This window comes from Marinobacterium aestuariivivens, assembly GCF_042661465.1.
Taxonomy (GTDB): domain Bacteria; phylum Pseudomonadota; class Gammaproteobacteria; order Pseudomonadales; family Balneatricaceae; genus Marinobacterium_A; species Marinobacterium_A aestuariivivens.
This window is the reverse complement of record NZ_JBHSWE010000001.1, coordinates 2,477,031-2,498,035: the sequence shown is the minus strand read 5'-3', so window position 1 is coordinate 2,498,035 and position 21,005 is coordinate 2,477,031. Positions and strand designations below refer to the sequence as shown.

The following is a 21,005-nucleotide window of genomic DNA, read 5'->3' as shown; positions in this document are numbered from 1 at the left end:
ACCCTACATATACAAAATCCCGCAGCGGCCAATGCCACTGCGGGATTTTTCCGCCTGAAATGCGCTTGAAGCGTTACTGCTTCGGACCGGCCGCCACGATGCTGTCGGCAACGCCGTCGAACTTCTTGAAGTTCTCGACGAACTGGCCAATCAGGTCCTTCGCCGCAGCGTCATAGGCGCTCTTGTCGGCCCAGGTTTCACGCGGGTTGAGCAGTTTCGCATCAACGCCCGGTACCGACTTCGGCACTTCCAGGTTCAGACCTTCGAGCTGCTCGGTGTCGACCTTGCCCAGGGCACCGCTCTGGATCGCCGAGATGATCGAACGGGTGGTGGGAATGCTGAAGCGTTCGCCGCTGCCATAGGAGCCACCGGTCCAGCCGGTGTTGACCAGGTAGACCCGGGAACCGAACTCTTCGATACGCTTGATCAGCAGATCGGCGTAGACCCGTGCCGGACGCGGGAAGAAAGGTGCGCCGAAGCAGGTCGAGAAGGTCGACTTGATGCCGGGACCGGCACCCACTTCAGTGGAGCCGACCAGCGCGGTGTAACCGGACAGGAAGTGATAGGCCGCCGCTTCCTTGCTCAGGATCGACACCGGCGGCAGTACGCCGGTGAGGTCGCAGGTCAGGAAGATGATGGCATCCGGCTCGTCGCCCATATTGGTCGCAGAGCGTTTTTCGACGTGCTCCAGCGGATAGGCGCAACGACCGTTTTCGGTCAGGGACACATCGTTGTAGTTGGCACGGCGCTTCTCGTCCAGCACCACGTTCTCGACGATTGAGCCGAAACGGATGGCGTCCCAGATGATCGGCTCGTTCTTCTTGCTCAGATTGATGGTCTTGGCATAGCAGCCGCCTTCGATATTGAAGACCACACCCTTGCCCCAGCCATGCTCGTCGTCACCGATCAGGTAACGCTCGGGATCGGCGGACAGGGTGGTCTTGCCGGTACCGGAGAGGCCGAAGAACAGGGTGGTGCTGCCGTCTTCGCCGATATTGGCGGAGCAGTGCATCGGCAGAACGTCCTTCTCGGGCAGCAGGAAATTCTGTACCGAGAACATGGCCTTCTTCATTTCCCCGGCGTAGCGCATGCCGGCGATCAGCACGCGGCGCTTGGCGAAGTTCAGGATGACGCAGCCATCGGTGTTGGTGCCGTCGCGTTCCGGATCGCACTTGAAACCGGCGACATTGAGGATCTGCCACTCTTCCTTGCCCTTCGGGTTGAACTCGTGGGGACGAATGAAGAGGTTAAGACCAAAGAGGTTCTGCCAGGCAGTCTCGGTGGTCATCTTGACCGGCAGATAATGGTTGTGATCCGCACCGACATGAACGTTGGACACATAGTGTTCCTGTTCCGCCAGATAGGCTTCAACCCGCTCCCAGAGCGCATCGAACTTGTCCGCGTCGAACGGACGGTTGATGTTGCCCCAGTCGATCTCATCGGCGGTGCTGGGTTCCTTGACGATAAAGCGGTCCATCGGCGAGCGTCCGGTGCGCTTGCCGGTGGTCACGACCAGTGCGCCGGTATCGGCCAGCTGGCCCTCCCCGCGCGCGATGGCCTGTTCAACCAGCTCCGCCCGGGTCAGGTTGATGTGTACGGTATTCTCAGTTTCTTTGGTCATTACTGGATTCCCTTGGCATAGGCGCCAATAACGTTACCTGTCTTGCAGATGAAAGACCCTAGTGCGCGCCCCATTCGCGTTATAGTGCTTATTTTGGGGAGGCGTATTATTGCACAAAAAATAACAATGTGACCATGTACAGCTTTCGCGACAGAACGCCATGCGCAGGGAGCGCTTTCGTCAGTGCAGCCGGTCCGACTGGGGCACATTGGCGGAGTCGGAAAACATGGTCCGGATATCGGCTTCGTCGAAGCTGTAATGCTGGTTGCAGAACTGGCAGCTGACACCGACCGCCCCCTCCTTCTCGACGATATCCAGCAGCTCGTCCCGGGTCAGGAACTGCAGCGCATTGCCGCTGCGCTCGCGGCTGCAGTCGCAGTGGAAACGCAGCGTCTGTGGTTCGTACAGGCGGCAGACCTCTTCGTGAAACAGCCGGTACAGCAGTTTTTCGTTGTCCAGACCCAGCAGCTCTTCGGCACTCAGGGTCGCCGCCAGCTGGCTGATATGCGACCAGTCCTCATCGCCGGTGCCCGCCGCCGGCATCACCTGCAGCAGGAAGCCGGCGGCGCGTTTGCCGTCGGCCGCCAGATGCACCTGGGTCGGCAGCTGCTCGGACTGGGCGAAGTAATCCTCCAGGCAGCCTGCCAGCGTATCGCGCTCCAGCGGCACGATGCCCTGGTAGCGGTGACCGTTCTCCGGTTCAATGGTAATGACCAGGCGCCCCTTGCCCAGAAGCTCGGAGAATCCGGCCTGTTCGGGCACCTCGCCCTCGCAGCGGGCGATGGCACGCAGATCGTGGGCGTGATTGCACTCGGCCATCAGCATCTGCACAGCCCCTCGCCGGCCGCCTGCAGCACCAGCCGGCCCTCAAACTTGAGGGTCGAGCTGAGCAGGCTCACCGCCGCCAGCATCTCGCCGAGGATACGCTCGATCACCGGCGGATAGTCGTGCCGCTCCAGTACATGGAGGTAACTCTCTTCGAGACCAGTCAGGACGCCACGGATATCAAGCTGGTCGAACAGCACGCGCTGTATCTGATCGGGATTGCTCATCGGTATTCATCTCACGGGAGGGAGGCACTGAAGCGGCCAGTGCCGGGCTCAAAATGTTTGATGCCAGTTTAACACGTCTCACCACTGATCCTTGAAATCGCGGATCTGGCGGCGATCCTTCTTGTTCGGGCGGTGCCTTGGATTCAGGCTGCTGCCGCCCAGGGACTTGCGCTCCTGCGCCGCCTTTTCGCGCCGACGGATGCTGTCCTCGGTCTCGCGGTAGAGCTGCTGCGCCTCGGGGGCGCCACGCCGCTGGTCCGACAGCTGCAGCACTTCCACTTCCCGCTCGTCCAGGCCCTGGCGGATACGCAGCAGTGCGCCGATTTCGACCACCTTGCTGCATTGCTGCGCTGGCCGTTGTAGTGCACCTTGCCGCCTTCGATCATTGCCTTGGCGATCGCCCGGGTACGGTAGAAACGGGCGGCCCAGAGCCATTTGTCCAGGCGTACTTTTTCATCTTGGGTATCACTCATCTGATAATCCGTGGCAATGGAAGCTGATCTGCGGGCTGCCGGAAGCTGAACGCATCAGTCATCATCGGGGAAAAGGTCGTCGAAATGTTCGATGGCGCCGAACTCGTCGATCGAGCGTGCCGGGGCCCGGCTGTCCGGCTGCACGATCGACAGCAAATAGCCGATACCGAACTGCCGCGCCGAGCGCAGTACCGCCAGGCTGTCGTCCACCAGCAGGGTGCGGTCGGGATTGAAGGGCTCGACCTCGTGCAACTGTTGCCAGAAACGCACGTCCTCCTTGGGCAGCCGGAAATCGTGGGAGCAGATCACCGCATCGACCATCCGGTCGAGCCCGGTTTCCTGCAGTTTCAGGGCAAGGCCGTCTCGATGGGCATTGGTGACGATGACCGAACGCAATCCCTGCTCGCGCAGTTTCCTGAGAAAGCCCTGCACCTGAGGTCTGAAGGCGATACGTTCGGCGACTTCCCGCTTCAGGGCCGGGATATCGACACCGAGTTCCTCGGACCAGTAGTCGAGGCAATACCAGTTGAGCGTGCCCTGCTCCCGTGTGATACGCTGGTGCAGCCATTCCCGGGCCGCTTCCGGCTCCAGCTGGCGCAATTCGGCATAGCGCCGGGGCAGATGCTCCAGCCAGAAGTGGGAATCGAAATGGAGGTCCAGCAGGGTGCCATCCATATCGAGCAGCACGGTATCGATATTGCGCCAGTCAAGCATTGGGCGTTTATATCCGGGACAGGGTCAGACTAAAGCAAGACAACGGAACCAGTATGCCCGTAAAGCCTGAGATTTTGAAGGTCGCCACCGTCGCGCGCAGTCGCCTCTTCCACGTCGAGGCACTGGAGCTGCGCTTTTCCAATGGCGTTGAACGAACCTACGAACGCCTGGCCAGCCGCGGCCGCGGCGCCGTGATGATCGTGCCGGTCATGCCGAACGGAGAAGTGATCCTGATTCGCGAATACGCCGCAGGCCTGGAAGACTACACCCTGACCCTGCCGAAGGGCCTGATCGACCCGGGCGAAAACGCCGAGGATGCCGCCCACCGTGAACTCCAGGAAGAGGCCGGATTCGGTACCCGCCGCCTCGATCACCTGAAACAGATGACCGGCGCACCGAACTACATGGGACACCGCATGGAGGTGCTGCTGGCACGCGACCTCTATCCGAGCCGGCTCGAAGGCGACGAACCGGAACCGCTGGAACTGGTCCACTGGCCGCTGGCCGACCTGGAAACCCTGATCCAGCGCGAGGAGTTCAGCGAAGGCCGCGCCATCGCGGCGCTTTACATGGCGCGGACCTTCCTGCAACAGGACGAGAGCGGTCGCTGAAGGCCCGGCTGCAGCCCCCGGGACTGCTGTAAAACCACTACATTTTGTGTCATGAAAAGGCGCAGCAAGGGTGCTATAGTCTGTCCTCTGTCGAACCGACAGCTCGACAAACGTGTTTTATGCTGAACCTGTCGACTACAAAAAGGGGATTACTCATGAGCTTTGAATTACCGCCGCTGCCGTACGCGAAGAACGCCCTGGAACCGCACATCTCCGCCGAAACCCTGGAATACCACCACGGCAAGCACCACAACACCTACGTGGTCAAGCTGAACGGTCTGGTACCGGGCACCGAGTACGAAGGCAAATCACTGGAAGAGATCATCAAGGCCGCGCCGGCAGGTCCCGTTTTCAACAACGCCGCCCAGGTCTGGAACCACACCTTCTACTGGCACTGCCTGTCGCCGAACGGCGGCGGTGAGGCGAAGGGCGCCGTGGCCGACGCCATCAACGCCAAGTGGGGCTCCTTCGAGAAGTTCCAGGAAGAGTTCAACGACAAGGCCGTGAACAACTTCGCGTCCTGCTGGACCTGGCTGGTCAAGAACGCCGACGGCTCCCTGGAAATCGTCAACACCAGCAACGCCGGTACCCCGATGACCTCCGACCAGACCGCACTGCTGACCGTCGACCTGTGGGAACACGCCTACTACATCGACTACCGCAATGTCCGTCCGGATTACCTGAAGGCCTTCTGGTCTCTGGTCAACTGGGACTTCGTCAACGCCAACCTGGCGGGCTGAAACAGTCTCTGCAGCCAGACTGCGGACTGACATGGAAAGGCACCTTCGGGTGCCTTTCTTTTTGGCTGACGCGAGACGACTAAGGCGCCATTTGCAGCGAGAAACCGCAACGTTGCCCCCCAATTTACCCCTGCGGCGCGATCGCCTGGGTGACGCCGGTTGCCGGATCCGGCAGCAGCGGCTCCAGATGGAGCCAGACATTGTCCAGCAGCCGCGGCTGCGCGGCGGCATTGGGATGCAGGCCATCGTCCTGCATCAGGCCGCGGTCCAGTGCCACCCCATCCATCAGGAAGGGAACCCGGGGCACCTGCAGGGACTCAGAGACCTCGACGAACAGGTTGAAAAACCCCTCGCTGTAGCGCGGGCCATAGTTGGGTGGCAGGCGCACACCGATCAGCAGGACCCGGGCGCCACCGGCCTGGCTGAGACTGATCAGTTGTTCCAGGTTCTGCCGTATAACCGGCAGCGGTGTGCCGCGCAGGCCGTCGTTGGCGCCCAGCTCCACCAGCACCAGTCCGGGGCGGTGGCGTTCGAGCAGCGACGGCAACCGGGTCAGGCCGCCCTGGGTCGTCTCGCCACTGATGCTGGCATTGACCACCTCCAGCCCTGGCGACCGAAGTTCCAGACGCTGTCGCATCAGCGCGACCCAGCCCTGCTCGGCGGGCATGCCATAGGCGGCGGACAGGCTGTCGCCCAGCACCAGGACGGATTGTGCCGAGCCGATACCCGGTGTCAGAATCACGAAAAGCACTAGCAACAGGCGGAACATGGACACTCCTCATCCAGACCAGGTAGTCGTTTCGGCCCGCGGGGTCGGCAAAAAGTTCCGGACCCAGGCCGGTGAACTCAGCTTGTTCGAGCACCTGGATCTGCAGGTCCGGCGCGGCGAGAGCATAGCCATTATCGGCCCGTCCGGGGCCGGCAAGTCAACCCTGCTGAGCCTGCTGGCCGGGCTGGATCAACCCACCGACGGAGAAATTTACCTGTCGGGCCAGAACCTGGCGCAGCTCGATGAAACCGCCCGGGCACGGCTGAGATCCGAATCGGTCAGTTTCGTTTTCCAGTCCTTCCACCTGCTGCCGGAACTCAGCGCTCTGGACAATGTGCGGCTGCCACTGGATATACGCGGCGAGGCGGATGCCGAGAGCCTCGCGCGGCACTGGCTGTCACGGGTAGGGCTGGCCGATCGTGCCGATCACCTGCCGGGCCAGCTGTCGGGCGGCGAACAGCAGCGGGTGGCCATTGCCCGAGCCTTTTCCACCGGCCCCGAGATCCTCTTCGCCGACGAGCCGACCGGCAACCTCGACAGCGAAACCGGCAACGGTATCGTCGAACAGCTGTTCGGCCTCAACGCCCAGCAGGGCACCACCCTGATCCTGATCACCCACGACCCGCAGCTCGCCAGCCGCTGCTCGCGGCGCCTGCAGATGCGCCAGGGACAGCTGTTCGAGGAGCAGCCCGCATGAACGGCGCCATCCTGAAGCTCGCACGACAGCAGGCCCGCCGCAGCTGGCACAGTCCTGCATATCTGGCAGAGCGCCTGCTCAACAGGCACGTCACCAGGAGGCCGCGCAAATGAACGGAGCCATTACCAAGCTCGCACGACAGCAGGCCCGCCGCAGCTGGCGCAGTCCTGCATATCTGGCAGAGCGCCTGCTCAACAGGCACGTCACCAGGAGGCCGCGCAAATGAACGGAGCCATTACCAAGCTCGCGCGACAGCAGGCCCGCCGCAGCTGGCGCAGTCCTGCATATCTGGCAGAGCGCCTGCTCAACAGGCACGTCACCAGGAGGCCGCGCAAATGAACGGAGCCATTACCAAGCTCGCACGACAGCAGGCCCGCCGCAGCTGGCGCAGCCCTGAATGGAGAGCCCTGCTGGCCGCACTGCTGATCGCCATTACCCTGATATCGCTGCTGACCCAGTTCGGCGACCGGCTGGAACAAAGCCTCAACCGGCGTACCGCCGAGCTGCTTGGCGCCGACCTGGTGCTGCGCTCGGAGGAGCCGGTCGATATCGCCGCCGACAGCAACATTCGCAGCAGCCGGGTGGCCCAGTTCCCGACCATGATAGAAGCCGCAGACGAGATGATGCTGGTCTCGGTCCGCGCGGTCACCGCCCCCTATCCGCTGCGTGGCGAAATCGTCACCGAACCGCCAGCGCATGCCGTGATCCCTGAGCCCGGCACCGCCTGGGCCGAGCCGCGGGTCTTCGAGATGCTGCAGCTCGAGCCCGGCGACCTTATCCAGCTGGGCTACAGCGAGTTTCGCCTCAGCCACCGCTTGATCAGCTCGCCGGATCGCGGCAGCGGCTTTCGCAGTTTCAGCCCCGGCCTGATCATTCGCGCCGATGAACTCGAAGCCACCGGGGTCATCGCCCCGGGCAGCCGGGTGCAGTACCGGCAGCTTTTCGCTGGCCCCGCCGGCGCCATCGCTTCACTCGAACGGCGGCTCGCGGCCGGCCTGAACAGCGACGAGCGGCTCTACTCGCTGCGCTCGGACCAGCCGGTCACGGGTCGGGCGCTGCGCAACGCCGAACTCTACCTGCGCCTGAGCGGGCTCTTCGCGCTGCTGCTCGGCGCCCTGACCATCACCCTGAGCCTGAGGCGCTACAATGCCGCCCAGCACTCCCGGGCCGCACTGCTGTTGAGCCTCGGACTCGACAGCCGGCGCCTGCTCTGGCTCTACGGCTACCAGTTGCTGTTCGGCTGGATCGCCTGCGCCCTGCTCGGCACCGCACTGGCCTTCGGACTGCAGCAGTTGCTGGTCGGGCTGGTAGGTGATCTGCTGCCGCAACCGGTGCCCCGGGCCGGCTCCGGCGCCATCGCCAGCGGCGCGCTGATCGGCCTGCTGCTGCTCGCGACCCTCGGATTGCCGGCCTTCTACCGTCTGAGCCGGGTCCCGGTGGTGGCGCTGTTCCGGGAAACCCGGCTGCCGACCGACAGCCGCGTGAGGCTGTTCCAGCTGCTCGGCCTGCTGCTGCTGGCCGGCATGATGAGCCTCTACATCCAGTCACTGAGCATGGCGCTGCTGCTGCTCGGCGCCCTGATCCTCAGCGGCCTGCTGGTGGGCCTGATCGCCCAGCGGCTGCTGCATTACCTGTCGCTGGGCCTGCGCGATCGCCTGCGCCTCGGTCGTCTGCTGGTCCTGCGGATACGGCAGCAGCGCCGCTGGCACCGGCTTCAGGCCGCCACCATGACGCTGCTGCTGACCCTGATGGCGACGCTGCTGATTGCCCGCGGCGACCTGCTGGAGCAGTGGCGCAGCCAGTTCCCGGCCGAGACGCCAAACTATTTCCTGATCAACATTCAGCCCTGGGAAAAGGCGCCGCTCGACCAGGTATTGGCCGAACATGATCTCGACCCGGTGCTCTATCCAATGGTGCGCGGCCGCATCAGCAGCCGCAATGGCATGCCGCTGACCGACCTCGAACTGGAGCCCGGCCAGCGGCGCCACAATGCACTGAGGCGGGAACTGAACCTGACCTGGAGTGAAAGTCTGCCGGACAACAACCGCCTGCTGAACGGCCAATGGTGGTCCGGCCCCGACGGCAGCGAGCCGCTGATCTCGGTCGAGCAGGACCTGGCCGAAGCGCTCGACCTCTCGCCGGGCGACCGGCTCGGCTTCAGCATTGGCGCCCAGCAGATCGAGGCCCGGGTGGCGAGCATCCGCAGCGTGCAGTGGGAATCCTTCCAGCCCAACTTCTACGTCATCTTCTCGCCGGGCGCGCTGGACGGGATGCCCGCCACCTTTATAACCGCGATGCGCCTGGACGGCGAACAGCGACAGCTGGCCCGCACCCTGCTGCAGCAGTTCCCCACCCTGACCCTGATCGATATCGATCAGCTGTTGACCCAGGCTCAGACCCTGATCGAACGATTGGTCGACAGCTCGAGCCTGATTCTGCTGCTGACGCTGCTGGCCGGACTGCTGTTACTGCTGGTGACCCTGATGCAGGAGCTGGAACGGCGCCGCTACGAGAGCGCCCTGCTGCAGACACTCGGAGCCACACCCCGGCAGAGCCGGCAACTGGACCTGCTCGAGCTGCTCTGGCTGGGTCTGATCTGCGGCGTCCTGGCGGCCTTCGCCACCGAGGCGGTACTCTGGCTGGTGCATGGCCAGGTATTGCAGATCGCACCGATGCTGCACCCGCTTGGCTGGCTGCTGCTGCCACCGCTGTCGGCACTGCTGTTTATCGCCATCGGCGCCCTGGTGCGCAAACCGCTGGACCAGGCACGCTGCTTCAGTCTGCTGAAGGCCGGCTGAAGCAGCACCGACCATGACCAGGTGCTACACCGCTTGCGGCTTTGCTGATAGAATCGCGGGCCTTCTATGCTTGACAGAAAATGGCTCCTGCCTTCTGGCTGCAGAGAGCTGCACAGAGCCCCATGGGCTTGTTCAACAATTATTATCAGGGTGAATAAAATGGCTCATCATGACGCGAACTTCCGCGACCCGGCCGGTTATGGCTGGCTTTTCATCAATGTCCTGGCAATGCTCTGGATCACCATGCCGGTCACCATCGCACTGACCAAGATCGTGCAGTGGTAACAGACGGCAAGCGGCAAGCTGAAAGCCGTATCGTAGGTTGGAATGAGCCTGCGAATTCCGACGTCCAAGGCGCGGCCTTGGCATAATTGTCGGGACTGCACATGCGTCGGAATTCGTTCCACTCATTCCAACCTACGGTTTCAACTTGGCATTGGCTGCACTGGCCGTCAATTCGGAAGCAGCGTCTCGACGCCATCCGGCGTCCCCATCAGCACCACATCGGCGCCGCGGCGCGCAAAGAGCCCGTTGGTAACCACGCCGACAATGTTGTTCAGTTCGGCCTCCAGGACCTTGGGATCCCGGATCTCGAGGTTGTAGACGTCGAGTATCAGATTGCCGTTGTCGGTGACGAAACCTTCGCGCAGCTCGGGCTGACCGCCAAGCTTGACCAGTTGCCGCGCCACCAGCGAACGCGCCATCGGTATTACCTCCACGGGCAGTGGAAAGCGGCCCAGCACCTCGACCCTTTTCGATGTGTCGACGATGCAGATGAACTCCTTCGCCGCCGCCGCCACGATTTTTTCGCGGGTCAGGGCACCGCCACCGCCCTTGACCAGGTTCAGCCCGGCATCGAACTCGTCGGCACCGTCGACATAGAGATCGAGGCCCGGGACCGCGTTCAGGTCGTAAACCGGAATGCCATGCCCCCGCAGACGCTCGGCGGTCGCTTCCGAACTCGCCACGGCACCGTCGAACAGCTGCCTGATGCCCGCCAGCGCGTCGATAAAGCAGTTGGCCGTCGACCCGGTACCGACACCGACGATCGAGTCGGCCCGCAGCTGCCCCCTGATACGGTCGACCGCCGCCTCGGCCACCGCCTTTTTCATTTCATCCTGTGTCATCAACTTGAACCCGTCTGCCTGTTAAAGGCCGCAAATTATACGCCAGTCAGGGCGCGCTTGTAGACGTAAGCACTGGCAGCTTATACCATTTCCTGTTCCTTGTAGCGGCGGCTTTACCGCTGCACGACCTAACCAATGGCAATCCCTTTCCTATGGCGCACCGATACATCAAGAAGATACTGGAAGCGCGGGTTTACGATGTGGCCATCGAAACTCCGCTGGACCATGCCCGCAGCCTGTCCGAACGACTCGGCAACCGGGTGCTGCTGAAACGCGAAGACCTGCAGCCGGTGTTCTCGTTCAAGCTGCGCGGCGCCTACAACAAGATGGCGCAACTCAGCGAGACGGAGAAAGCGAAGGGGGTCGTCACGGCCTCGGCCGGCAACCATGCCCAGGGGCTGGCCATCTCGGCACGCCACATGGGGGTCAAGGCCACCATCGTGATGCCGAAGACAACACCGGACATCAAGGTCAACAACGTCAAGGCACTGGGCGGCAAGGTACTCCTGCACGGCGACAGTTTCGAGGAGGCCAAGGCCCACGCCGAGCGCCTCGTCGACGAGAAGGGGCTGACCTATGTGCCGCCCTATGACGATCCCGATGTCATCGCAGGCCAGGGCACCATCGCCATGGAAATGCTGCATCAGGAGAGCGGGCCCATCGACGCGGTCTTCGTGCCGGTCGGTGGCGGTGGCCTGATCGCCGGCATCGCCGTCTACATCAAGTATCTGCGCCCCGACGTCAAGGTGATCGGCGTCGAGTGCGAGGATTCCGCCTGCCTGAAGGCCGCACTGGAAGCCGGCGAGCGGGTCAAGCTGTGCCAGGTCGGCATCTTTGCCGAAGGGGTTGCGGTGGCCCAGATCGGCGAACACACCTTCGATATCGCCCGCCAGTATGTCGACGAAGTGATCACCGTCACGGCTGACGAGATCTGCGCCGCGATCAAGGATATTTTCGACGATACCCGCTCGATCTGCGAGCCGTCCGGCGCACTGGGCGTCGCCGGTCTGAAGAAATACGTGGCCCGGGAGAAGTGCAGCGCCCAGACCCTGATCGCGATCGACTCCGGTGCCAACGTCAACTTCGACCGCCTGCGCCATATCGCCGAACGCTCCGAGGTCGGCGAGAAGCGCGAGGCGATCATCGCCGCCAAGATCCCGGAACGCCCCGGCAGCTTCCGCAAGTTCTGCTCGGCACTGGGCAAGCGCAATATCACCGAATTCAATTACCGCTACGGCGACGACGAGGAGGCCGTGGTCTTCGCCGGCGTTCAGATCAGCCCCGGCGGTCATGGCCGTGACGATCTGCTATCGGAACTCAGGGAGCACCTCGAAGAGGTGATCGACCTGACCGACAACGAGATGGCCAAGCTGCATGTGCGCTACATGGTTGGCGGTCACGCACCGGCCTCGGTCGACAACGAGGTGGTATTCCGTTTCGAATTCCCGGAACGTCCGGGTGCGCTGATGAAATTCCTCAGCAAGCTCGGCGGGCGCTGGAACATTTCGATGTTCCACTACCGCAACCATGGCGCCGCCTGGGGCCGGGTGCTGGTCGGCATGCAGGTGCCGCCGGCGGAACATGAGCAGGTCAAGGCATTCCTGACCGATATCGGCTACAGCTACTGGGAAGAAACGGACAATACGGCATACCGGCTGTTTCTGGGCAAGTAGATGTCAGGCGGCGCGAGGCCGTGAGGCCGTGAGGCCGTGAGGCCGTGAGGCCGTGAGGCGACGATTCTACGCGTCACCTGTCACCTGTCACCTGAAAAAGAAAAACCCCGCTGACCTGAAGGCCAGCGGGGTTTTGGAGTGAGGCTTTGCGGCTTACTTGGCCAGCTTGCCGAGCTCTTCTGTCGCGGCGACGCGGGCTTCGTTGGCCATGGCGGTAAAGGCTTCGCCCCGGGCCTTGAGCAACTCGAACAGCGCCTTGCTGGACTCGACGTTGAACGCCAGGACCTCGTCCGGTGTGGTCAGTTTCTGGGCTTTTTCCGCCTCGGTCTTGAAGAAGGCCGCCAGCTCTTCGCCGGTTTTCTTCTGCAGCTCGATGGACTTGTTGATCGCTCCCATCTGAAGACTCATCAGGGACTCTACCGCTTCGAACGACTTCTTGAGATTGCTGTTGGCATTCATGATCACTTCCTCCGCTGGAATTTGTGCACTGCACAATAAGACTCATTATACGGACAAAAACTGATCAGGCAAGAATTTTGTGCAGTGCACAATAACGTGAGGCGTGAGGCGTGAGATTCTGGCCGTTACGCGTCACCCAAAAAACCCCGCTGGCCTGACGGCCAGCGGGGTTTTCGAGAACGGCGCTCCGGCTTACTTGGCCAGCTTGCTGAACTCGGCGGTAGCGGCTTCGCGCGCTTCGTTGGCGATAGCGGTGAAGGCTTCGCCCTGTGCTTTCAGCAGTTCGAACAGCGCCTGGTTAGCGGCGACGTTGTAGCTGATGACGTCTTCCGGCGACTTCAGTTCACGGGCTTTCTCGACTTCAGTCTTGAAGAAGGACGCCAGCTCTTCACCGGTTTTCTTCTGCTGCTCGACGGATTTGGTGATGGCAGAGACCTGAATGTTCATCAGGGTCTGGACAGCTTCGAACGGCTTCTGGAAATCTACTTTAGTGGTCATCTCTATTCTCTCCCAAGTTGTTGTGCACTGCACAATTGAGATTCATTATACGGGTTCATCTGCCCGGATCAAGTCTTTTTGTGCAGTGCACAAAAGTTCTGCCAGCCCCTGCAGCAGGCCGGTACCCGTCAGATACTGCCAGCCCGGCGTTGCGATTTGATGACCCTCAGGAACCGGGGGTTTCGGGCGAATGCTCGAACCCTTCGCCAAAGAAGGCCTGGAAGGTAAAGATGCTCAGCGAGACAATGCCCCAGCAAAGCCCCAGTACCACACCGGCATCGACAATGCCGCGCCAGGGCTGCTCGAGCTGATGCACCAGCATGACCAGCACCAGGATGCCGAGTGTCAGACAGAACGTCACGATCTGGCGCCGCCGCGTGGCATGGAAAAATCCCATGCAGAACAGGGGTGCCAGCAGCAGCCGCACAGGCGTGACATTTCTGGAGAGATACTGGATGCGGGCCGCGACCCGGGGCGAAAAGCCGCATTGAAAACCGCGATAGCCTTCTGCGAAGCCCATGAACACCAGACTGAACGCCAGCGCCGCCCAGTGATAGGCCTGCAAGGGCTGACCGAACATCTGCCAGCTGATCTGACCGAGGCGATAGATCGCACTGCCGAAGATCAGCAGAATGCCGGTATAACCCCAAAATGCCGCCAGAGAACCCAACACTAGACCCGCCCCGCATGCTTAACGAATAAGGAAAGGCCGACATTATATCCTGCCGCCGTTTATCCGGCACCCTTCCCTGCGTCGGGCAATCGTCTGCGCGAACATCGCCGCTCCTTCGCATCCCTGCGCCCGCGGCATACCGTTCATCCTGAACATAAAAAAGGGCCGCTGCCGGAGCAGCGACCCTTTTGCATTGCGCCCGTCAGGGATTGATCAGCTCGGGCCCCATGATGCTGTAGGGCAGCCAGGTCGAGAGCGGCGGCACGTAGGTCACCAGGATCAGGAAGACAAACAGCACGGCGACGAAGGGCATTGCCGCCTTGACGACGCGAGCCAGGCTCATGCCGGTAATGCCCGACGTCACGAAGAGGTTGAGCCCGATCGGCGGTGTAATCATGCCGATCTCCATGTTCACCACCATGATAATACCCAGATGGATCGGATCGACACCGAGTTCCATCGCGATCGGGAACACCACCGGCGCGACGATGACCAGCAGTCCGGACGGCTCCATGAACTGGCCGCCGATCAGCAGCAGGATGTTGACCGCGATGAGGAAGGTGAACCAGTTGAAGCCGACACCCAGCATCCACTCGGTGACGACCTGCGGAATCCGCTCGGACGACAGCGTATGGGCGAACAGCAGCGCGTTCGCGATGATGAACATCAGCATCACCGTGGTCTTGGTACCCTCCAGCATCACCTTGCGGCTTTCGCTGCCGAACAGCGCCGGGAAGAAGGCGCACACCACCGCCACCAGGTTGCGACGCCAGACCGGCAGACCCGCCAGAAGGCAGCGCAGCATCGATTCATGCAGATCATGACCGCGCTTGTAGATGTAGAAGAAGGCGATACCCAGACCGAACACCAGTCCCCAGACCGCCCGCTCGCCGGCGGTCACGGTTTCGCTGCCGGCGGTGGCGAAGAACGACATGATCATCCAGACGAGAAAGAAGGAGACGCCATAGACGCTGCCGTTGAAGCCGACCCGGGCCACGGCGCTATCCGAATCCAGTACCCAGGGCGTGTCTTTCAGCGGCCCCATGTCACGGTAGACGAAGAGCGCGATCAGCATCGCATAGACCGCGGCCACCACGGCTGCCTCGGTCGGCGTGAAGACCCCGCCGTAAATACCGCCCATGATGATGACGATCAGGAACAGGCCCCAGCCCGCCTCCTTGCCGCCGCGCACGATGGCGCCAAAGCCCTTCCAGGGTTCGGACGGCAGGCCCTTGATCCTTGCCACGACATAGATTGCCAGCATCAGCATGCCGCCCGCCAGCAGCCCCGGAATGACGCCGGCGAGGAACATGCGGCCGACCGAGACGTTGGTCGACGCCGCATAGACCACCATCACGATCGACGGTGGAATCAGGATTCCCAGGGTACCGGCGTTGGCGATGATGCCGGAGGCGAACTCCTTCGAATAACCGACCTGGCGCATGCCGGCGATGGCAATGGTACCGATCGCCACGACCGTCGCCGGCGACGAACCGGAGAGTGCCGCGAACATCATGCAGGCCAGTACCGACGCCATCGCCAGGCCGCCGCGAAAGTGACCGACACTGGCGATGGCGAAGTTGATCAGGCGTTTGGCCACACCGCCGGTGGACATGAAGGCCGACGCCAGGATAAAGAACGGAATCGCCAGCAGGGTATAGTGCTGACCGGCGCCGAACAGCGAAATCGCCACCGACGACAGCGAGTCGTGGGAAAAGAAGGTGATGAACAGGATGGACGACAGGCCCAGGGAGATGCCGACCGGCAGCCCCAGGAACAGCAGGGCCAGAACCATCACGAACAGAATCAGTGCTTCCACAGCAGTGCTCTCCGCAGCTATCAGTCTTTGAGGACGTTCAGGTTTTCGTCGACGAGATCCTTGGCCTCATGGCCGCTGATCAGCATCGGCCGCTTGTCGCGCCAGATATCGATGAAAGCCTGCAGCGACCGGTAGATCAGCAGCGCCAGACTGATCGGCAGGATCACCAGCACCAGCCAGCGGTGCACCCGCGGCTGCAAGCCGAAAGCCTCCTGCAGAAACTCGGGGTAACGCAGTTCTTCCGAGCCGATGCCGATCTTGTACATCTTGGCCCAGTATTCGATGGCGCCGCCCCTGACATCGACACCGAGCATCGCCAGCCAGGTCGAATCGATCAGGATCAGGCCGTACATCAGGGTGGCGAAGGCACCGAACAGCGACAGCGCCTTGGTAACGCGGTGCGGTACCGCATTGAGGACGATATCGACCCCCAGGTGGATGCCGGTCTTGATGCCGTAGCTCATGCCCAGCAGGATCAGCCAGGAGAAGGCGACGGTGTTGAATTCCAGAGCCGCGGACCAGCCGGTGTTGAAACCGTACCGCGCGATGACCTGGCCGAAGGACACCAGCATGATGGCGGTGATGATGATCACCAGCAGGTTTTCTTCGGCCTTTTCCATCGCCCGCGGAAAGAGTTTTTCCAGGATCCAGAGAATCCCGATGAAGACCAGTAGATAGATGTGCGGCCAGTAGTCCATGAGAAACACCATTGCGGTTCAGGCGGGAACAGCCCGACCGAAAGAGTTGAGTGGAGATCGATGGGCTGGCCCGGCGTGGGCAGGGCCAGCGCTGCGGGAGCCCAGGGGCTCCCGGATGGATGCGCCGATCAGGCGCCCGCGGCGGCCTCGATCAGGTCGGCGCCAATCTCGCTCTCGAACTTCTTCCAGACCGGCTTCATGGTATCGACCCACTTCTGCCGCTGCTCATCGTTCAGGGTATTGATCTTGCCGCCGGCATTCAGGATGTTCTGGCGGTTCTCGGCCTCGGCCGCCTTGACCGCGAGGTTCGCTTCCTGAGTCACCTCGTCGGCGATTTTCAGGAACTGCTCACGCACCTCGGGCTCGAGGCTGTCCAGGAACTCGGAGGAGGTCATGAAGAGGTAGGCCAGCAGCTGGTGGTTGGTTTCGGTAATGCTGTCCTGGACCTCGAAGAATTTCTGGGTGTAGATATTGGACCAGGTGTTCTCCTGACCGTCGACGACGCCGGTCTGCAACGCGCCGTAAACTTCCGAGAACGCCATCGGCTGCGGCGAGGCGCCCATCGCCTCGATCATCGCCTTGGCGACGTCGGACGTCTGGACACGGAACTTCATGCCGTTGGCATCGGACGGCTCGATCAGCGGCTTGTTGGCCGAGAAGTATTTCATGCCGGACATCCAGTAACCCAGGCCGACGAAACCGACGTCCTCCATCTCGTGCAACAGTCCCTTGCCCGCTTCGGACTGGGTAAAGCGGATGGCGGCATCCATATCCTTGAAGATGAACGGCAGGTCAAAGACACCGTACTTCGGTGAATAGGAGCCGAACTTCGACAGCGACGGCGCCAGAATCTGAACGTCACCCAGCAGCAGGGCTTCGAGCTCCTTGCTGTCACCGAACAGCGTGGAGTTCGGATAGACCTCGACACAGAGCTTGCCGTTCATCTCGTTGTTGACGCGCTCGGCGAAGTTGTTGGCGGCAACGACTTTCGGATGGGAGGTGCCACCGGTCACGTGGCTCAGTTTGGCAACAATCTCACCGCTGTCGCAGTTGGCAAAAGCGCCAGTGGCGGAGATGGACAGTGCCAGGGCGGACAGGGTCAGGGTGAGCTTTTTCATCTTGTGATGTCTCCAGGTTTCTTTTTATGGGGCAGTCATTCGCTGCTACCTGGATACTTAAAAGCAGGGATCGTGCCAACAAAGAAAAAGACCTTCCAGCCCCCGTCTTACGGGCTTCCAGGAAAAGCGTGCGGGTGATCGACGCTGACGGTGGCGGATGGAATGGCGGAATTTCCCCCAGTGCCAGGCAGACAAATGGGCGGAAATCCGCCACTTCTGCATCGGCGCTGTGACGCATGGCTACTTTTTTTGATCTGGCTTCATAAAAGCCCTGCAGATTTCCCTTACCCTTGCCGATATACCTTTGAGGCCATGGGTGACTCGCCCGTCCCTGTCCTTCATCAATGCCATTGGCAGCAAACGGAAGATTCCACTTGAGCAAGCAGGCTGGCATATCCATTCAGACCAAGGTGAATCTTTCACTGCTGGTCGTCTTCGTACTGATCCTCATCAGCTCCCTGACCACGATCTTTCGCAGCGAAACCGGTCTCGTGCGCGAGGTCGCCAAGACCACCGCCCGCAATACCGCCGATTCCTATTTCGACAGCATCAACATCCTGATGCTGAGCGGCGCTATGGGCAATCGCCAGGCACTGCAGCAGAAGATCCTCAGCAACCCGGACCTGACCGAGGCCCGCATCATCCGCGGCAAGGCCGTCAGCGACACCTACGGTCCGGGCCTGGCGGATGCCGGTATCCGGGACGAGTACGACCGTCGTGCACTGCGGGGTGAAGCGATCGTCGAGGAACTCGACGACGAACAGGGTCACCGCCTGGTCGTGGTCACACCGATGCAGGCGCAGCAGAACTACAAGGGCACCAACTGCCTGACCTGTCACCAGGTCAGCGAAGGCACGGTGCTCGGCGCCGTGCGCGTCACCTACTCCTTCACCAGCCTGGATCAGCAGATCGCCGCCAACCTGGCCCGCGTCGCCGCGCTGGAGCTGGGCCTCTTCGTCGCCGGCATTCTGGTGATCGGCCTGCTGCTGCGACGCCTGGTGGTCAAGCCGATACAGGCCCTGAGCCAGACCATCGGCGAGATAGAGCGAGGCTCCGACCTGAGTCTGCGGGCGCCGGTCGGCAGCCCGGACGAGATCGGCCAGATGTCCATCGCCTTCAACGGCATGCTGCAGACGCTCCACGACAGCCTACAGCAGGTCAGCCGGACGGCCCAGATGCTGGGCAGTTCCAGCCACCAGATCGGCGAAATCGCCGAGCTGGCCAACCGGGCCGTGCACCTGCAGCAGAGCCAGACCGGCTCGGTGGCTGCGGCGATGGCGCAGATGGAAGTGGCGACGCGCAGCGTCGAGGCCAGCGCCGGCAACACGGTCAGCGCCTCGGACCAGGCTCTGAAGGAGAGCCGCGACGGCACGCGCATCACCGACGATGCCATCGCCGCCATCGAACAGCTGCAGCAGAACATAGGCAACGCCACCGGCGTGATCGTGCAACTGGATGACCAGAGCGAAAAGGTCGGCCAGGTCCTTGACGTGATACAGCGCATCGCCGAGCAGACCAACCTGCTGGCACTCAATGCCGCGATAGAGGCCGCCCGGGCCGGCGAGCAGGGCCGCGGCTTCGCCGTGGTCGCCGACGAAGTGCGCACCCGGCAACCCGCACCCGCCACTCAACCGACGAGATCCAGGTCATCATCCAGCAGCTGCAGCAGGACGCCAAGGACGCCGTCAACGCCATGCAGGCATCCCTCGACAGCGCCGGCAACGGCGTACAGCAGGTACGCCAGACCGCCGATGCCCTGGGGCGGATTGCCACCGAGGTACAGGCGATCAACCGCATGAATCACGAGGTCGCGGCCTCGGTGCGGGAGCAGACCCAGATGGCCGGCAGCGTCGAACGGAGCGTCGGCGACATCAGCCAGGCCGCCGAGCAGACTGCGTCCAGGGCCGATCAGCTGTCCCGCGTCGCCGGCGAGCTGAACAGTCATGCCGGGCAGCTGTCGACGATGCTCAAGCGCTTCCGGCTGTAGGAGCCTCGCCTCGAGGCGAAAGAATCTGGCACAGCGGTTATTCGCACCGGGGCGGCGCTCCTACGGGTAATGGGTGGAAATCCGCCCATTACTTGTAATCGCTCTTGTCGAGCCCGTACTTGCGCATCTTGTCGTAGAGGGTCTTGCGCGGCAGTCCCAGAAACTCGAGGGTATCCTTGATCGAACCGCCGGTGCGGGACAGGGCCGCCTGGATCAGCGTCTTCTCGAAGCGCTCGACCTGCTCCGGCAGCGACACCCTGGTCCCCGGCCTCGGTGATCGGCCGGTTGTCGAAATCGAAGGTGCAGGCCTCTCCCAGCAACACGTAGCGCTCGGCCAGGTTGCGCAGTTCCCGCACGTTGCCGGGCCAGTCGTGCAGCATCAGGCTGTGCATGCGCTCCGCCGACAACGGCGGCATTTCGCGGTTGTATTGTGCCGAAGCCACCAGGGCGAAATGCTGGAACAGCAGCGGAATGTCCTCGGGCCGCTCCCGCAGCGGCGGAATATCGAGCCGTACCACGTTGAGCCGGTAATACAGGTCCTCGCGAAACTCGCCACGCGCCGCCTGCGCCTTGAGATCAGCCTTGGTCGCGGCGATGATGCGCAGGTCCAGTGGAATCGGTTCGTTGGCGCCGAGCCGTTCGATCGCCCGCTCCTCCAGCACCCTCAGCAGCTTGATCTGCAGTGCCAGCGGCATGCTTTCGATCTCGTCGAGAAAGAGGGTGCCGCCGTTGGCGTACTCGAACTTGCCGATGCGGCGCGCCTTGGCGTCGGTAAAGGCCCCCTTCTCGTGGCCGAACAGCTCCGACTCGATCAGGCTCTCCGGTACCGCGCCACAGTTGATGGCGACGAAGTTGCGGTCGCGGCGCAGGCTGTGCTCGTGGATATAACGCGCCATCAGGTCCTTGCCGGAACCGGTTTCGGCCTGGATCAGGATGTCAGCAGGCGCATCGGCGATACTGTGGACCAGACGCCGCAGTTGCTGAATCGCCGGCGTTTTGCCGAGCAGCCGGGGCCCCGGTGCACTCTGGGCCTCGAGCTCCTGTTTCAGGCGACGGTTTTCGATGGTCAGGGCACGCTTTTCCATCGCCCGCCGCACCACATCGAGCAGCACCTCGGTGGCGAAGGGCTTTTCGATAAAGTCGTAGGCGCCGCTGCGCATCGCCTGCACCGCCATCGAGATGTCGCCGTGGCCGGTGATCAGAATCACCGGCAGATCCGGGTCAACGGCACGCACCCGTTCGAGCAGTGCCAGCCCATCCATGCCCGGCATGTTGATGTCCGAGACCAGCACGCCGCTCCAGTCGTCGCGAATCAGCTCCAGCACCTTTTCCGCCCGCTCCAGTGCCGTCACGTCGTAGCCGGCCAGTTCCAGCGACTGGCTGGCCGCGAGGCGGATATGCTTCTCGTCGTCGACCAGGATGATCGGACGCACTTCGGTCTGTTGCAGTCTGTCGTTTGGCATCGGCTCGCTGTCGCT

At 62.3% G+C, this 21,005-nt stretch carries 17 protein-coding genes and 4 pseudogenes; 8 read left to right on the top strand and 13 right to left on the bottom strand.

Annotated features, from left to right (window positions below; genetic code table 11):
• Positions 1–73: 73 nt before the first annotated feature.
• The 4 genes and pseudogenes from ACFQDL_RS12900 to yrfG all read right to left on the bottom strand — a co-directional run bounded on the left by ACFQDL_RS12900 (position 74) and on the right by yrfG (position 3,860).
• Positions 74–1,621: a phosphoenolpyruvate carboxykinase gene (locus ACFQDL_RS12900; protein WP_379909369.1), complete on the bottom strand. Its 1,548-nt coding sequence runs from the start codon at positions 1,619–1,621 to the stop codon at positions 74–76.
• Positions 1,622–1,801: 180 nt separating this feature from the next.
• Positions 1,802–2,673 (bottom strand): annotated as a pseudogene (gene hslO / locus ACFQDL_RS12895) (Hsp33 family molecular chaperone HslO).
• Positions 2,674–2,751: 78 nt separating this feature from the next.
• Positions 2,752–3,146: pseudogene (gene hslR / locus ACFQDL_RS12890) on the bottom strand (ribosome-associated heat shock protein Hsp15).
• A gap of 54 nt (positions 3,147–3,200) precedes the next feature.
• On the bottom strand, positions 3,201–3,860 hold the full coding sequence (yrfG, locus tag ACFQDL_RS12885) for a GMP/IMP nucleotidase (RefSeq protein ID WP_379909367.1): 660 nt from the start codon (positions 3,858–3,860) through the stop codon (positions 3,201–3,203).
• 53 nt (positions 3,861–3,913) lie between these two features.
• On the opposite strand from yrfG, the gene nudE reads away from it, so the two are divergent.
• Together nudE and ACFQDL_RS12875 are read left to right on the top strand one after the other, a co-directional pair.
• Positions 3,914–4,471 (top strand): ADP compounds hydrolase NudE, encoded by a 558-nt coding sequence (gene nudE, locus ACFQDL_RS12880; protein ID WP_379909365.1) that lies wholly within the window; start codon positions 3,914–3,916, stop codon positions 4,469–4,471.
• A gap of 155 nt (positions 4,472–4,626) precedes the next feature.
• Positions 4,627–5,211, top strand: a complete 585-nt coding sequence (locus ACFQDL_RS12875; RefSeq protein WP_379909364.1) for a superoxide dismutase — start codon at positions 4,627–4,629, stop codon at positions 5,209–5,211.
• A 124-nt stretch (positions 5,212–5,335) separates the two neighbouring features.
• Here the strand turns inward: ACFQDL_RS12875 and ACFQDL_RS12870 are convergent, their stop codons facing one another.
• Positions 5,336–5,980, bottom strand: a complete 645-nt coding sequence (locus ACFQDL_RS12870; RefSeq protein WP_379909362.1) for an arylesterase — start codon at positions 5,978–5,980, stop codon at positions 5,336–5,338.
• Here ACFQDL_RS12870 and ACFQDL_RS12865 point away from each other — a divergent pair.
• The 3 genes from ACFQDL_RS12865 (at position 5,979) to ACFQDL_RS12855 (ending at position 9,760) form a co-directional block, all read left to right on the top strand.
• Positions 5,979–6,677: an ABC transporter ATP-binding protein gene (locus ACFQDL_RS12865; protein ID WP_379909361.1), complete on the top strand. Its 699-nt coding sequence runs from the start codon at positions 5,979–5,981 to the stop codon at positions 6,675–6,677. The two genes, ACFQDL_RS12870 and ACFQDL_RS12865, sit on opposite strands and share 2 nt — an antisense overlap.
• A 335-nt stretch (positions 6,678–7,012) precedes the next feature.
• Complete coding sequence (locus ACFQDL_RS12860; protein WP_379909360.1) at positions 7,013–9,475, top strand: ABC transporter permease; 2,463 nt, start codon at positions 7,013–7,015, stop codon at positions 9,473–9,475.
• Positions 9,476–9,634: 159 nt separating this feature from the next.
• A complete protein-coding gene (locus tag ACFQDL_RS12855; protein ID WP_379909359.1) occupies positions 9,635–9,760 on the top strand; it encodes a hypothetical protein in 126 nt (41 codons plus the stop codon).
• 167 nt (positions 9,761–9,927) lie between these two features.
• Here ACFQDL_RS12855 and rpiA read toward each other — a convergent pair whose 3' ends face one another.
• Complete coding sequence (gene rpiA / locus ACFQDL_RS12850) at positions 9,928–10,602, bottom strand: ribose-5-phosphate isomerase RpiA (protein WP_379909358.1); 675 nt, start codon at positions 10,600–10,602, stop codon at positions 9,928–9,930.
• A gap of 152 nt (positions 10,603–10,754) precedes the next feature.
• Between rpiA and ilvA the strand changes: the two genes are divergently transcribed.
• Complete coding sequence (ilvA, locus tag ACFQDL_RS12845) at positions 10,755–12,275, top strand: threonine ammonia-lyase, biosynthetic (RefSeq protein ID WP_379909357.1); 1,521 nt, start codon at positions 10,755–10,757, stop codon at positions 12,273–12,275.
• 153 nt (positions 12,276–12,428) lie between these two features.
• On the opposite strand, the gene ACFQDL_RS12840 is transcribed toward ilvA, so the two are convergent.
• The 6 genes from ACFQDL_RS12840 to ACFQDL_RS12815 all read right to left on the bottom strand — a co-directional run bounded on the left by ACFQDL_RS12840 (position 12,429) and on the right by ACFQDL_RS12815 (position 17,540).
• On the bottom strand, positions 12,429–12,734 hold the full coding sequence (locus ACFQDL_RS12840; RefSeq protein ID WP_379909356.1) for a hypothetical protein: 306 nt from the start codon (positions 12,732–12,734) through the stop codon (positions 12,429–12,431).
• 192 nt (positions 12,735–12,926) lie between these two features.
• Complete coding sequence (locus ACFQDL_RS12835) at positions 12,927–13,232, bottom strand: hypothetical protein (protein WP_379909355.1); 306 nt, start codon at positions 13,230–13,232, stop codon at positions 12,927–12,929.
• Between the two features lie 166 nt (positions 13,233–13,398).
• The gene (locus tag ACFQDL_RS12830) at positions 13,399–13,905 is read right to left on the bottom strand and encodes a hypothetical protein (RefSeq protein ID WP_379909354.1); all 507 of its coding nucleotides are present in this window, start codon (positions 13,903–13,905) and stop codon (positions 13,399–13,401) included.
• Positions 13,906–14,107: 202 nt separating this feature from the next.
• The gene (locus ACFQDL_RS12825) at positions 14,108–15,724 is read right to left on the bottom strand and encodes a TRAP transporter large permease (protein ID WP_379909353.1); all 1,617 of its coding nucleotides are present in this window, start codon (positions 15,722–15,724) and stop codon (positions 14,108–14,110) included.
• Between the two features lie 20 nt (positions 15,725–15,744).
• The gene (locus ACFQDL_RS12820; protein ID WP_379909352.1) at positions 15,745–16,422 is read right to left on the bottom strand and encodes a TRAP transporter small permease; all 678 of its coding nucleotides are present in this window, start codon (positions 16,420–16,422) and stop codon (positions 15,745–15,747) included.
• A gap of 128 nt (positions 16,423–16,550) precedes the next feature.
• A complete protein-coding gene (locus ACFQDL_RS12815; RefSeq protein WP_379909350.1) occupies positions 16,551–17,540 on the bottom strand; it encodes a TRAP transporter substrate-binding protein in 990 nt (329 codons plus the stop codon).
• A gap of 344 nt (positions 17,541–17,884) precedes the next feature.
• On the opposite strand from ACFQDL_RS12815, the pseudogene ACFQDL_RS12810 reads away from it, so the two are divergent.
• Positions 17,885–19,087, top strand: a pseudogene (locus tag ACFQDL_RS12810) (methyl-accepting chemotaxis protein); the annotation flags it as partial.
• A 92-nt stretch (positions 19,088–19,179) separates the two neighbouring features.
• Positions 19,180–19,527 carry a methyl-accepting chemotaxis protein gene (locus ACFQDL_RS12805; RefSeq protein WP_379913064.1) on the top strand — a complete coding sequence of 116 codons (348 nt, stop codon included), beginning with the start codon at positions 19,180–19,182 and terminating at the stop codon, positions 19,525–19,527.
• Between the two features lie 88 nt (positions 19,528–19,615).
• On the opposite strand, the pseudogene ACFQDL_RS12800 reads toward ACFQDL_RS12805, so the two are convergent.
• Positions 19,616–20,990: pseudogene (locus ACFQDL_RS12800) on the bottom strand (sigma-54-dependent transcriptional regulator).
• Positions 20,991–21,005: the final 15 nt, after the last annotated feature.